At 65.3% G+C, this 14071-nt stretch carries 11 protein-coding genes; 3 read left to right on the top strand and 8 right to left on the bottom strand.

All coding sequences use genetic code 11. The annotated features are described in order from the left end of the window. Positions 1-48: 48 nt before the first annotated feature. Complete coding sequence (locus JOF56_RS37685) at positions 49-636, bottom strand: Crp/Fnr family transcriptional regulator (RefSeq protein WP_307855818.1); 588 nt, start codon at positions 634-636, stop codon at positions 49-51. Between the two features lie 164 nt (positions 637-800). Between JOF56_RS37685 and JOF56_RS37680 the strand changes: the two genes are divergently transcribed. Continuing rightward, entirely contained in the window at positions 801-3503 is a 2703-nt protein-coding gene (locus JOF56_RS37680) for a tetratricopeptide repeat protein (RefSeq protein ID WP_209644195.1), read from the top strand. 4 nt (positions 3504-3507) lie between these two features. On the opposite strand, the gene JOF56_RS37675 is transcribed toward JOF56_RS37680, so the two are convergent. The 5 genes from JOF56_RS37675 to JOF56_RS37655 form a co-directional block, all read right to left on the bottom strand. After that, a complete protein-coding gene (locus JOF56_RS37675) occupies positions 3508-3930 on the bottom strand; it encodes a hypothetical protein (protein WP_209644194.1) in 423 nt (140 codons plus the stop codon). After that, entirely contained in the window at positions 3923-4303 is a 381-nt protein-coding gene (locus JOF56_RS37670; RefSeq protein ID WP_209644193.1) for a hypothetical protein, read from the bottom strand. The genes JOF56_RS37675 and JOF56_RS37670 overlap by 8 nt, the downstream gene beginning before the upstream one ends. Before the next feature lie 554 nt (positions 4304-4857). Then, complete coding sequence (locus JOF56_RS37665; RefSeq protein WP_209644192.1) at positions 4858-5730, bottom strand: NBR1-Ig-like domain-containing protein; 873 nt, start codon at positions 5728-5730, stop codon at positions 4858-4860. 73 nt (positions 5731-5803) lie between these two features. After that, positions 5804-6166, bottom strand: a complete 363-nt coding sequence (locus tag JOF56_RS37660) for a hypothetical protein (protein ID WP_209644191.1) — start codon at positions 6164-6166, stop codon at positions 5804-5806. A 231-nt stretch (positions 6167-6397) separates the two neighbouring features. After that, a complete protein-coding gene (locus JOF56_RS37655; protein ID WP_209644190.1) occupies positions 6398-9214 on the bottom strand; it encodes a helix-turn-helix transcriptional regulator in 2817 nt (938 codons plus the stop codon). 184 nt (positions 9215-9398) lie between these two features. Between JOF56_RS37655 and JOF56_RS37650 the strand changes: the two genes are divergently transcribed. Next, positions 9399-10736, top strand: a complete 1338-nt coding sequence (locus tag JOF56_RS37650) for an XRE family transcriptional regulator (protein ID WP_209644189.1) — start codon at positions 9399-9401, stop codon at positions 10734-10736. Between the two features lie 77 nt (positions 10737-10813). Here JOF56_RS37650 and JOF56_RS37645 read toward each other — a convergent pair whose 3' ends face one another. Then, positions 10814-11512 (bottom strand): hypothetical protein, encoded by a 699-nt coding sequence (locus tag JOF56_RS37645; RefSeq protein ID WP_209644188.1) that lies wholly within the window; start codon positions 11510-11512, stop codon positions 10814-10816. 149 nt (positions 11513-11661) lie between these two features. Further along, positions 11662-12282 carry a TetR/AcrR family transcriptional regulator gene (locus tag JOF56_RS37640; RefSeq protein WP_209644187.1) on the bottom strand — a complete coding sequence of 207 codons (621 nt, stop codon included), beginning with the start codon at positions 12280-12282 and terminating at the stop codon, positions 11662-11664. An 85-nt stretch (positions 12283-12367) separates the two neighbouring features. Here JOF56_RS37640 and JOF56_RS37635 point away from each other — a divergent pair, with 85 nt between their 5' ends. After that, the gene (locus tag JOF56_RS37635; protein WP_209644186.1) at positions 12368-14071 is read left to right on the top strand and encodes a CocE/NonD family hydrolase; all 1704 of its coding nucleotides are present in this window, start codon (positions 12368-12370) and stop codon (positions 14069-14071) included.

Raw genomic sequence — 14071 nt, 5'->3', positions numbered from 1 at the left:
AGATCCACTCTCCTTGTGCGTCATCTGCGGCACAACCGGCCCGACTTGTTATCCGGCACAGTCCCGCAGTGCACCGAGATCAAGAATCGTGACCACCCCACGCCGCGTCCTGATGATGTTCGCCTCACGAAGCACGCGCAGTGCCCGTACCGCGGACTCCCGCGAAAGTCCCAGCGATTCGCCCAGGCCGGCCTGCGAACCGATGTTGACCCGGACTTCCCGCTCACCATCGACTTCGTACTCGTCCGCCTGCCGCACGAGCAGGCGGGAGACCCTCGTGACGGTGTCGCTGCCCTGACTGCCCAGGTTCCGGTCCGCCTCCCGCAGACGCTCGGACACGACAGTGCACAGCACACGCAGGATATGCGGATGACGGCCGAGTACCCGGTCGAACTCCCGGCCACCCAGCACAAGTGCCCGCACGGCGATGTCCGCACGGACGGTCGCCGACCGTGGCTTTCCGTCGATTACGGCCTGCTCGCCGACAATATCTCCCACACCCCGCATCGCGATTGTCCGAGTGCCGTCCAAACCAATCACCCGGACCCGTCCCGAACTGAGAACCGCCGCCCAGTTACCCGTCTCGGCGATACGCATAACGGTGGCACCTTTGGCATATCTCTGCCATTTTCCCACGTCGAGGAGCGCTGCCCGCTCATCCTCCGTGAGCAGGCGCCAGAAACTCCCGTCGCGGTGAGCCCGGGTCACCGTGATCACGTGAGATATGTCAGCCACAGGCTCAGCCGTTTCTTGCGCGAACTATGCCAGAGAAACATCGCGGCACAGGCTACATTAGTCGCGTGGCCGACGAAACGAGCAAGTTCTACGAGGTCTTCATCTCGTTCTCCGGCACCGAGCTGCCGAGAGTGAGAATGATCGAGAACCGCCTGCGCGACCTCGGTATTTCGGTATTCGTCGATCGAACCGAGAACCGGCCGGCGGACCGGGTGACACCCAACATCGAGCAGGCGCTGGCACGCAGCCGAATGTGCCTCGTCTACTACGCGGAGCGGTACTCCAGACGGCACGCCTGCCAGTTCGAACTGGCCCAGGCGTTCGTCGCGGACGCCAGCGAAGGCGGCAGGACGCGGCTGCTGGTGGTCAATCCCGAGAAGGGCAAGGACCACATTCACCCCGTCGAACTGCGAGACCAGATCTACGTCAGGGACGACGACGAGTCGCCCGCCGCCATCGACGGCGTGGTCAGCGCAGTCCAGGAGCGGCTCGCCGGGCTCACCGGAACGTTCCAGGACATCGACTTCCAGAGGTTGCCGATGTCCTACTTCAGGCATCCCGGAGTGGAGCCGCGGGTGCGGCGCTACTCGGCCATCTGGGCTCTGCACAGCGCGCTGAACCGCCAGCAGCACCGGATGACCCAGCCTCCGTCGAACAACACAGCAGTCCTCTTCGGACTTGCGGGATCGGGCAAGTCGAGCCTCGTCGACGACTACCGCCTGCACTTCGAGTCTGCCTATCACACGGTGGTCCACCTCGACCTGCACAATGAGACCGAACGTGTGCTCGAGATCCATACCGCTCAGACGAGCACCGTGGCCACAACGGGCACAGTGCTCTGGATAGTCGACAACGTGTCTCCTGACCTCGACGAGTCCGTGGTCGAGCAGCTGATTCCCCGTCACAGGGACGCACACACCGTCCTGATCACCCAGCAGCGCGCGTTCGACGGACTGGGTGAGCCCGTCCCGGTCAGCCGGATGACCGAGGACGAAGGTGCCGCCCTGTTCACGTTGTGCCACACGCCTGCCGCCGACGAGGCGGATCTGGTGCGGTCCCTGGTGAACCGGGTTCACGGACACCCCATGACCATCGCCCAGCTGGGACTGGCCGCCGCCGAACGACAAGGCCTCGATTCCCTCATGGAGCACGTCGGCCGGGTGCTCGACGGCACGTCCGGCACCATGGACCAGATCGCGGGCATCTTCGCCGACCGGCTTTCACGTGTCCGGGACGAGGACCAACTGGCGCTGCTCCGACTGTCGGCCGTATGCACGGCCGAACCACTGCCGGTTCGTTTCGTACGGGATACCCTGCGGCGCCTGGGAATGTCCACACAGCGTGTCATGGACGGCCTGTTCTCGCTGGGAAAGGCCCTGCTCGCCACCAGGACCGGCGAATGGTGGACTGTGCATCCCGTTGTCTGGCAGGCTGTGCGGCGTCATCTTCCGGATCCGGATGCCGACATCCGCGTCGCCACCGCCGCTGCCGAGACCCTGCTCGGCTATGACGATCATGCCGATGCGTCCACGTTGCTGCACGCCCAGCGTCTGGTCGAGAACGACAAGCTACCCAGTGCAGTCATCAGCGGACTGCTTCGCCACATCGCGTTCCGCCTCAAGGACATCGGCCGGCCCGGGCTGGCCGCCCGATACTTCGACCGGCTGCTTGCCACAGGTGCGACCGACATACAGCTGGCCGCCGCCAGGAGTCACTTCGACGCCGGTGAATACGCCGAAAGCGCGCGGCTGGCTCGCGAGGTGCACGGCGACCAGGAATGGGACGCGGCGGTGATCCTCGCTTCATCGTTGGATTCCCTGGGACTGTTGGAGGAAGCCGAGACGCACTGGACTCGTGTCGCAACACCGGCGGTCCTCAGCACTCGTCCAACAGGCAACGACCTGGAAGCCCGCTTGCTCTGGATCCGCGGCAGGAGCCTGCGCGGTTCGTTGCGGGAACACAAGGATTTCCTCACTGGCCTGCTGAACCGCCGGCACGATCTGCCCGTCCACATGGTGAACGCGGCACTGCTCGAGCTGGCCGACATCCAGATGCAGACTGATGAGCAAATTGAGGCCAGGGAGAACGCGCAGAAGGTCGTCGACCACTACACCGGTCTCGGCCAACTGTATCGCCCTCAAGCTGTTGAGGCGCAGTTCGTTCTGGCCGGCGCCAATCTGCTGATCCACTTTCTGGAGTTCAAACCGGACGCGACCAGATGGCCGGAGGCCGAACGCACATACCGCGCGCTGGCCGACGACCTGGAGCCACAACTAGGCGCCCGTAACATCCAGGTCCTCACAATCCGGGTTGCCGTGGGGCAAACACTGATCAGCCAGGGCAAAGCAGCCGATGCCCGCTCATACGCAAGTGAACTGCTGGCAATCCTGCGCGGTCGTCTGGCTGACACACATCCACTGGTCCTGCGCTGTTGTTACGTGTTGGGTATGGCACACGCGCAGCTGACCGAGTTCGGCCCGGCCGTCACTTGTCTCGAGGAGGCCCACACCGGCCAACTGGCCGCCTTCGGCGTGTATCACCACGAGACCCTCCGTACCCAGTACGAATTGGGCGTACTCCTCAAAATAACCAAAGACAAGACGCGCGCCAACAACCTTCTCGACGGAGTCCGTCGGGCGGCACCCAAAGTCACCGGTCGGGTCAATGACCTCTACGGCCAGGCAACCGTCGCCACGACCCTCGCACGCTATGTTCCAAGCCGCGTGCTGCGATGGGCTCACTGGCTCAACCACAAGGACAAGCAGTAGGCCATTAGCTTCGTTCGACGATATTGCTCGCCCGGATCCACCACAACCCGAGGATTGGCAGGACCAGCGGCACGAATCCGTAGCCCTGCCCGAAGTGCGACCACACTGTGGCGTCTGGGAAGGCCTGGGGTGCGACAAAACTGATTGTCCCGACCACCAGGACGCCGGCGAGCTCGACCAGGCATGAGATTGTCGCGATCCGGCGCGATGTCCTGCTTCCCTTGACCAGGCAGACGGTCGCGACGATGTAGATCACGGCTGCCACTGCCGACAGAACGTAGGCCAGGGGTGCGTGGCCGAACCGGGTGATGATCTGCACGGCTGACCGGGCGGTGGCCGCGAGGACAAAAATGCCGTAGACGGCGATCAGCAGCCGGCCGGGGCCGGACCTGGTGATCGTCTTCAGATCAGCGCGCTGCTCAGCCATGACCTTCCCAGATCTGCCGCATACGAACGATCATGACCGGCACCGCGAGACAGCCGGCGATGAGAACCGCCGGCCCCCAGCGACTGCGTTCGGAGGCAGCCCAGAAGGCGGTGTACGGCAGGACCAGCACCGGCCCGAACAGGTAGCCGATGAAGGTCAGCTCTTGGATGTCGCGCCCGGCGCCGGACATCTTGACCACGCCCGCGATGGCCTGGACCAGCAAGGCGATCACCAGCAGCAGGACTGCGCCGGCGAGTGCTTGACCGTAGCGCTCCTTCAGGGCGAACGGACGGTTCATCACGATCAGGACCAATGCCCACAAGGCCACGCCAAGGGAGAAGTAGATCAGTCCCGTGGCTAGAACATCGATCATGGAGTGGATCCCTCGCGTGCATTCCGAACCGGACACACACAGCGTACGACCACGCGTCGCACGAGTACGCGGGGTGGTCGACATAGCCGCCGACCTCGGAGAACCCTGCGCCCGAACACTCAGTCGAGCCCCAGCACGCTGGTAAGTGTTCGCGCCCTCGCAAGGCGCGCCGAACTTCGGCGCGCAGCCGCTCAGCAGTCAGCCCCGGTCCTCCTGCTCCGCGCCGAGCACTCCCCGTTGAACGCAGACGATGCCGCGCGACTACGCGAGCTCGTGCCACACGCGCAGGAAACGACAATCGCCGGAGCGGGTCATCTCATAGCCCGTGACGCCCCGAAACAGCTCGCCGACCACGTAATCAGCTTCCTTCACGACCCACACGTGCGGAACCGACGGATTCCCTGACGGGACTTCCCGGCGTGACAAGGGACTCGCCCCTCTCGGTCGTTGACGCACAGGCCGAAGCACTCGTCGAGCGCTACTGCTCCTGCGATCGCGCGGCCAGCTACTGTAATCGTGCGCGAACCTGCACGCCGCGCCGTCCAGGAGAGTATTCAGGGAACAACAGTCACCTGGTAATAGACGCCTCTGTGGTCAGGAAACACAAAGGCTCCCTGGGCGTCGACCATCTTCCACACCACTTCGCAGACGCCGGTGCCCTTCGGGGTGACGGGGACACTTACTTCGACCATCTGGCCGGGCGCGGCATCGGGCACCGGTATCCGGTCAGGCGATTCACACAGCACGGTGGTACCGCCCGAGATCTGCAGGTACCGATTGTGCCAGGGCACCGTCCCGATGTTCTTCAGACGCCAGATCTTGGTGAATGTTCCGCCGACGTGTACTGATGTCCCGTCGGGGAACGTCTCATCGCCGGGAAGCCCGTCACCGCCGAAGCTGGTGGCGTCCCCGGGAATCGGATACGCCGTGGCGGACTGCTGCGGAACTCTGGCCAGCAACACCACAGCCAGCATGACTCCAACCGTGGCCAGAGCCGCGATGAGGCCTCGCTTTCTCCGACTGTCCGCTTTGTCACTTGTGGTGAGGTCTTGCGGTTGTTCGACGACTGCTGAGGCGAGTCCGGCCTTCGCCGTCTCCCATCGAAGTTGCCACTCGTTCCGGACGACGTCCACGTCGTGCCCAAGCCTCGTCACGGCGAGGCTCCGGACAAATTCCCAGGTGACCGCCCAGGACGGCAGGACACGACCGCGCGTGGCGGCCGACAGCGTGGACTTCGACGCCGCCGCGCCGAGCTCCAACCGCATTTGGTCATACGACGGGTTGCCCGCCGACTGCTTGAGCGCGAGGAGTTCGCAGGCGAAGCGAGCGACGGGACCGCTGGCGGCGTCAGGAACGATGTGTCTACGTCCCCGCCGGGCGTGCTGCTGGTCCTCCCGGCTGTCGCCGTGAAGCGTCGACTCGCTCATATATCAGGCAAGATACCTGAAAGCGCGGTGGAGGTGGCCGCGACCACCTCCACCGCGCCGGTACCGCGTCACATCAGAGCTTGCAGCCCTTCTGGACCCGGGCCACATGGTGGTCCACTCCAATGTGGAACTTCTTGTTGCCCTTTGTGCCGCCGTTGGTTTCCATACACTGGACGCTCAGCGCCCCGTCCTCGTCCTCCAGCACGATTCCGGCGGCCACCCGGTGCGAGCAGTGGTTGTTGAAGTAGACAGTCACGGTGGTGATCCCACCGGCCCAGGAATAGTTGGCCTTGGCCCCGGAAGGCTTGTCACAGGAGATGCTCGCCCGGTGAACCGCCTGAGCGTCCAGTGTGGCCGCCGACGCCGACGGTGCGACGGCACCCGCCAATCCGATCCCCAGCACGGAGGCGGTCAGCAACATCATGCCCTTGTTCATTGAGTCTACTGTGTCCCTTTTATGCGAATTGGATAGGCAACCAAGCGTTCGCAACAGTCCGAACCCCCGGTACGTCCCATCCCAGCCCCGCCCTCGACCAAGTTCAAGCAATCAATGTCCACAGTCAATATCCGAGCAGGTCACAGCATTGTTCGAAGTTTGTTCGGCACACCCGAAGGCACGGACGGGCCGGACAAAGGGGGCAGTCCTCGAAGGACCGCACGGTGATCATCACTGGCTGTCGGGGTCGCCGGCGGTTACGCGGCGGGTGAGGGCTACGCGGGAACGGACGTCGAGTTTGCTGAAGGCTCTGGAGAGGTGGGCTTCTACGGTCTTTTTGCTGACGTACAGGCGTTCGGCTATTTCGCGGTTTGTCAGGCCTGCGGTGACCAGGTCGACTATTTCGCGTTCTCTGGGGGTCAGCGTGGCCAGGCCGCCGCCGGATGGGTTTCTTGTCCGGGGGCCGCGGGCGGCGAATCGTAGTTCGTCACGGGCGAGTGATGCTGTCAGCCAGGTGGCCGAACATGCTGTGTAAAGGGATTTTGCCTGGCCGAGTTCGGCGTGCATTTGGTCGCGCTGGCCGGTTCTTGCGTACAGGATCGCGAGCAGGTGCCGGGTGCGGCCTTCGTCGATGGGCGCCTGGGCGTCCGCGAAATTGACAGCGGCTTTTGTGGCGTCGGACTCTGCCTCGTCGAGGTTTCCCAGGGCGATGTTGGCGCGGGCGCGGGCGTCGAACGCGGTGCCTAATTGGTGCGTCAGGCCTGAGTGGTGGGCTTGGTCCAGCGCGGTGTCGGCCTGCCTGCGTCCTTCCGCCGCGCGGCCGAGCCTGGCTGATGCGACAGCGCGCAGCGCCAGACTGTAGACATCGGGATCTTCACCGTCTAATTCAGACAAACACAGGTCGAACTGGCCTGTTGCCAAGTGGACGGTGGCCAGGTTCAGCCGTGCGATCTTCGACCACCAGGTTGCCGTGGGCCGGGTCGCCCGCGCGACGAGAACAAGCGCGGCACGGCTCCCCTGCTGCCACAGTATTGGGCACAGGCGGACGATCTCGGCCATGGCGGCGGTCTCGGTGGCGTTCATGATCCGGGAGTACTCAAGGGCTTCCTCGGCGGCCTCGAGTGCCTGGGTCAGCCGGCCTCGCCGGGTGCGGGCCAACGCGTCGACGATGAGCAGGTACGGCATGGAGTGTGTGAGACCACTGCTGATGGCGATGTCGATGCCGCGGCTGAGGTGACGCTCGGCCCGGTCGTATTGCTGCAGATGAAGTTCCACCCATGCCAGCGGGGCGACGGTCACCAACTCCGTGAGCAGCAACGCGTCCGTTGCTCCGTCCGTCTGCCGTGCGGCTCGGTCGATGTGGGTTCTGGCGTCGGCGATGTCCCCGGATTGGAGGAAACTCAACGACAGCAGGGAATGCGCTGTTGCCTCCAACGCAATATTGCCGGAGCCACGGAGGATTTCCACCGCGCGGGCCGCGTGCCGCCGCAGGCTGGAAACGTCGTGCCGGAACAGCTCGACGGCGGCGAGCTCAAGCAGCGTCTGGGCTGTCGTGACATCTGTGTCCGGCAACCGTTCGAGCTCCTCGGCGAGCAATGTCTTCGCCTCGTCGAACTGGCCGAGCATCCGGTCGATGGCGGCCATAGAGTTCACCGCGTCCCGGCGATATGACCCGTCGCAACGGATCGCCTCGTGTAACAGCCGACGGCTCTCGATGAGTTCGCCGCTCCGCGCGAGCGTTCTGGCGAGCAGCAGACGCAACTCGCCCCAGTGGTCGTCGAGCCCTGACTGGTCCGGCAGGAGCTGCATCGCCCTTCGCACAAGCCTTGCCGCGGTCGCGGGTGCCGCGTGCTGGGAAGCCATCGCGGCCTCGGTGAGGGTGGCCACCGCGAGTTCGTCGCCGGGCTGGGCGGAACGCTCGATGTGGTGCGCCAGAAGGAGCAACGCCCCATGCCGCTGCCTCAGGTACTGCGCACCCCGGCTGTGTGCCTCGGTACGCCAGGCCGGACGGGCCATCCAGTACGCGGCCGTCCGGACGAGCGGGTGCCTGAACCGGAATCGGGGACCTTCGGCCACCATCACCCCGGCCAGGCTGAGCTGGTCGAAGGCCGCCGACACCGCGTCGTCCGGCACGTCGGCCACCCAGGCCACGAGGGCGGGATCCGCTGGGTCGCCTGCGATCGCGGCCGCCTGGGCGACGCTCAGCACCGCAGGCTGCAACGCACCGAGTTCGGCGCTGAGCACGTCGAGCAGGACCTGCTCAGGGATCGCCTGATCGTCGACGGCCTGCCCGACGAGGCTGGTCAGCGTCTGGTCGTCGGTATCGGCGAGTGCCTGCAGGTACAACGGGTTGCCGTGGGTCGCCCGGTGCAGCAACCGGTGCCTGCGGGCGGACGACTGCGGGAACATCGCGGCGACATCGGCCTTGCGCAACGGCTGGAGCTCGAACTGGACCGCCGCGGAGGCAAGGTATGTCAACGCATCCGCGAGGCCACGGGGTGGCTGGGCGGTCCGGTGGGCCACCGCGATCAACAATGCCGCACGCGGCGGCCTGCGTAACAGGTATTCAGCCAGGTCAAGGGAAGCCGGGTCCGCCCAGTGCAGGTCGTCGAGCACCAGCAAGATGCCACGACCCGACTGACGCTCGAACAGCCTGCGCACACCACGGAAAAGCCGGTACCGATCCATCTCGACCGGCCGGTCGTCCGCCCGGCTTAAGGCCGCCGCCCTCAGCACCGAGAGCACGTCGGCCAGTTCGGCGTCGAGCGCGTGCGTTTCGGCCAGATGCTCGAATTGTTCGAAGGCGTCGATGAAGACCCCGAACGGGATGTTCTGTTCGAACTCCGTGGCCCGGCCCCGCAGCACGACCAGGCCGGCACCCTCCGCCCGGCCCGCGAGTTCGGTGAGCAGCGATGTCTTGCCGATGCCTGGTTCGCCGCGGACCGCGACGGCCCGGAACTCACCGGTGAGGACTTCGGTGAGCGCCATGTGCATTCGGTCGAGTTGCGGGCGCCGGCCGACCCGGTCTCCCGCCCGCACATCAGGCATCGCACCCCCGCTGTCACGGTACATATTCACCCGAAACGTCGATATGGCGGTCAACAGCGTTACGACGGATGTCTTACGGCAGGCTGAGGCAGGGTATGGGGTAGGGCATGTCCCGATGCTGCCCGGCCGCCGGCTTCGGTAATTCTTGCCGCGAGGGGGTGTGATCAACCGATCGGGAGGCCGGATGGTTGCCAGGCAACGGGAACTCGGCCCGGATCCCCAGCGGGTACACGGGCTTGCCGAGCTGGCAAAGGAACTGGACCTGCTGCGGGCACGCGCCGCGGCAGGAACCCTGAAGGCCAGGGTGACCCTGGAGGATCTCACACGGCTGGTACGACTACCGCGTTCGACGCTGCACCGGTACATCACCGGGCGGACGCTCGCCCCCTCAGAGGTGCTCGACCGTATCGTCCTCGCGCTCGGTGCCAGTCCGGCTGAGCAACGGGAATGGAACGAGGCGTGGTACCGCGTGCACGAACACAAGCCAGAAGCGGTTCCGCGCGGACTGCCCGCCGCCATTCGCGGCTTCACCGGCCGTGCCACAGAACTAACAGCGTTGGACCATCTGCTCAGTAGCGCATCGTTTGACGAAGGCTGTTCGGGTCTGCCGATCCTGGCGGTGTCCGGACCACCCGGGGTTGGCAAGACCGCGCTGGCGATTCGATGGGCGCACCGGGTACGCGACCAGTTCCCCGACGGCTGCCTGTATGTGGATCTGCGCGGCTACGCCCCGGACAGGCCGATGACGCCCGTGGAAGCCCTCGGCACGCTGCTCGGGTGCCTGGGTGATGACGTCCCGCCGGATCCAGCGGTCCGTGGCGCCCGCTATCGGTCGCTGCTTGCCAACCGGCGGATGCTTGTCTTGCTGGACAATGCTTTGTGCGCCGAACAGGTCAGGCCCTTACTGCCGGGAACCGGCTCGTGCGTGGTCGTCGTGACCAGTCGCGACGACCTGGCCGGACTGGTCGCCAGGGACGGCGCACACCGCGTCGCATTAGACGTGTTCCCCATGTCCGACGGGTTGGTGCTCCTGGGTGCTCTGCTTGGGGCCGAACGGGTGCGGGCGGATCCACAGGCAGCCGCGACACTGGTCTTACGCTGCGGGCTCATGCCGCTGGCCATCCGGGTCGCCGCCGAGATCGCCGCCGCGCGTCCGCATGCCGCTCTCACGGAGATCGGCCATGATCACGCCCTGGACTGGCTGGCGGCGGGCGGCGACCCACGGACCGACGTGCGGGCGGTGTTCTCCTGGTCCTACCGGCATCTCGCCACGAGTGCCCCCGACGCTGCCGCCATCTTCCATACGCTGGGCAGGCATTCGGGCATCCTGCCACTTGCACGCGCGGCTGCCCTGGCCGGTATGACAGACGACCGGGCCGAACAAGCGCTCAACGCCTTGGTGCGGGCGCATCTGGTACACGTGTCGTCTGGTCACTACCAGATCCACGACCTGCTTCGCCTGTATGCCTCGGAAGTAGGCCGAACGGCGGCGCCCCACCCTGAGGCGTTGTCGCCAGCCTGATCCGCACATGACAAAAAGGGGATGCGAGCGGCTGCCCCTGCCGCTCGCATCCCCGGGTCAGTGCTCAGTCGTCACGGTCAGATATGCCGCAGGCGGAATGACAGGAAGCACGCCCCGCCACGGTTGTCCGTGTCGAGACCGATGGTGACAGGCACGCCGCCAGTCTGCACAGTCCTGGGCTGGTTCGTGCCCAGCGGCAGAGCGCCCTTGCACTGACCGCTGTCGCCATTGAACTCGTACACCACGTCGAGAGCCACGTCGGTCCGTCCGCTCATCTGGAACGTGAGATCGCACCAGCCGCGCCGGCCGTCTGTGTCGATGTAGATCGGTCGATCCATCATGTAGCGGAATGGGAACGCGATCGGGAAAATCGGAATGTCGACGGGCTTGCTCGACGAGCCCGGGCACTGTCCGGCGTCGCCGTTCCCGCTCACCTGGTAGATGTAGCTGAGCGTGAGCCCGGTGAGCGAACCGTCGGCGTTGTTGAACCCGAACGTCATCCGGCAGCCACCCGACCGCGAGTCCGTGTCGATGACAAGGGGTTCGGAATACTGCCCTTCGGGCACCCACTGAAGGGAATCGCCCACCGAGCCGTCGTTGACCACACACTGACCGTTGCGGTTGTCGTCCACCAACCGGACCCCGAACTCGGCCGTCGCGAGGGCTCCGGCCGGCTTCGCACTCGCGGGTGACGCACTCACCAAGGCCAACGCGCCGACGCTCATCACGCCGCACGCGATCGCCGTAAATTTTCTACCCAACACTCGCATCCGCATATGAAGCTCCTGTGTTGACGAGAGGTGCACCAGGAGCAGCCCAACCGAAGGCCGCGGCCTGGCGACGAGCAGTCAAACACCCGGAACACCGGCCACATTCGCGTGCTGGGACAAGGTGGGAAATATCGGGAAACGACGACGGGTCCGCCTCACCGGCGGGCTCGCGAGCGGGACTTTCCGTCGGCGGGCTTCGATGTCAGCCCGAGCAGCTGGAGCACGCCGTCGATCACGGCGAGCTGCCGCTCGGTCGGCCACGAGTCGGGATGCTCGACCACCGACAGCACGACGCCGTTCGTGGTCACGCGCAGCAGTTCGACGGTTCGCTCGACGTCCCCGGGAGGGACAAGGCCTTCCAGGTGGCTGCGCAGGAAACCGCGGATCGTGGTATCCCAGGTTTCGAAGGTGGCGCGGTTCTCCTCGCCGAGGATCTGTCCTGAGAGGAGGTTGATCCTCGAACGCTCGCCCGCCAGACCGTCATCCGTCGTGGGCACGAGCCAGACCAGGAGGTTGTACAGCCGGCGGAACGGGTCGTCGCTCTGCGCGTCGAGCTCCCGGATCTGATTGTCCCACAGCTTCACCGCGGTGGCCGCGACCTCGTCGATCAAGGCCTGCTGCGTCGGGAAGTAGTGGGTGATCAGCGTTGTGGAGCCGCCCATACGACTGGCCACAGCACGGAACGACAGGCCACGCGTGCCCCGCTCGGCGACGATCTCCATTGTGGCCCTGACGATCTCGAGCCGCCGCTGTTCGTGATCGACGTGCCGCGGCACCGCACCTCCATAGTCGACGGATGGTCACATCCCTGGCAACACCTTAGCCGAAACACCTTCCCTTTGTACAACGAGTGTTGTACAAATGCCCCACGACAACGTGGAGGTGCTGGTGAGCTTCGAGATCATCGAGACCATGACGTCGGAGACAGCCTCGCGACATGCGACCGAATACATGGTCGCGACGCGGGACGGAGCCGAACTCGCGACGGACGTCTACCTTCCCGGCAACGCCACGACGCACTCCGCGATCCTGGTCCGCACTCCCTACGACAAGTCCAGTCGTTACACAGCCCTGAAGCACGAAGCGGAGTACTTCCGGCAGCGCGGTTTCGCCTTCGTCGCCCAGGACGTTCGCGGTAAGTTCCGGTCGTCAGGCGAAACCGTGCCGTACGAGTTCGACGTCGCGGACGCCTACGACACAGCCGAGTGGATCGCCCGGCAGCCCTGGTCGAACGGCCGCATCGGCGTTTCCGGCGCGTCATACTACGGATTCACGACCTGGGCGGCGGTCGCGAGCGGCCATCCGGCGATCAAGGCGGCGATCCCCCAGGTCACCGGAATCGAGATGGGCGGAACGCACGTGGCGTCCCGATGGCGCCACGAGGTCCCTCCTTTTCTGGCCCTCAACGACCTGCTGCAGATCTGGACCAACAACGAGGGGTATCTCGCCGAGATCGACTGGGCATCCGACCGAGTCGCGAACATCATCGCGCAGTGGCACGAACAGGTCGGCGAGTGCGCCGGCGCCACCAGGCTGCTCGACATGGCGTCCCGCCAGGACTGGTACAACCCTTACGGCGCAAGACATCCATACCACACAACGAACATACCGATCCTGCACTGGCAGAACTGGTACGACCCCGGCCTCGCCCCGTCCGGCTTCCGGGACTGGCGGTACTTCCGTTCCCAGCCCTCCCAGCGCAACCTGCACTACCTGCGAGTCGGGTCAGCCGACCACTCAGGATACAAACTCGAGGACGTCGGCGCAGGCGACAAACGCAATCCCTATGTCAGCGAACAGGCACTCGCCGAGAAGATCGAGACAGAATGCGGCGAGATGGCGGACTTCTTCGACGAACACCTCAACGGTGTGCCTCTCGGGCAAGCACGCCCCCGCGCCCGCTGGCACGTCGGCCACGTCGGCTGGCAGTCCTCGGCAGACTATCCACCACCGAGCCGGCCACTCACCTTCCATCTCGCCACGACCGGCGAGCACATCCACGGCCTGAGCCTTGAGACCAAAGACAGTGCCACCACGGTCGAGTGGACGCATGATCCAAAAGATCCTGTGCCGTCCACAACCCATATCGAGGCCGTCTGGTTCATTCTCGCCGCCTACCCCGACGAGCGGGCCCTGGCGGAGCGGTCCGACGTGCTGACGTTCCGGACCGAGCCGCTGGCGGAGAACCTCGATTTCGCCGGTCAACCGGTCCTCACCGGGCAGATTTCGTTCTCCTCGCCGTCCACACATGTGTTCGCCAAGCTCCAGGACGTCTGCCCGGACGGGACGACCCGGCCTATCTCCTGGGGCCGTGTGGTCATGTCCGAGTCGACAGGCACCGACCTGCACCTGGCCATGGACGACAACGCCTACCGAGTCCAGCAGGGCCACCGTCTTCAACTGCAGATCCAGTCCAGCGATTTCCCGCACTTCGCCATCCACCCGGGAACCGACGAGAGCCCTTGGCTGGCGACCACCAGGATTCCCAGCCGGCAGGGCATCGAGATCGGCGGGCCGCGCGGCGCACAGCTCACTCTGCCCGTCATCACCATCGCCGAGTCCTGA

Source organism: Kibdelosporangium banguiense (assembly GCF_017876405.1).
Taxonomy (GTDB): Bacteria; Actinomycetota; Actinomycetes; order Mycobacteriales; family Pseudonocardiaceae; genus Kibdelosporangium; species Kibdelosporangium banguiense.
This window is presented reverse-complemented; position numbering and strand designations above follow the sequence as displayed.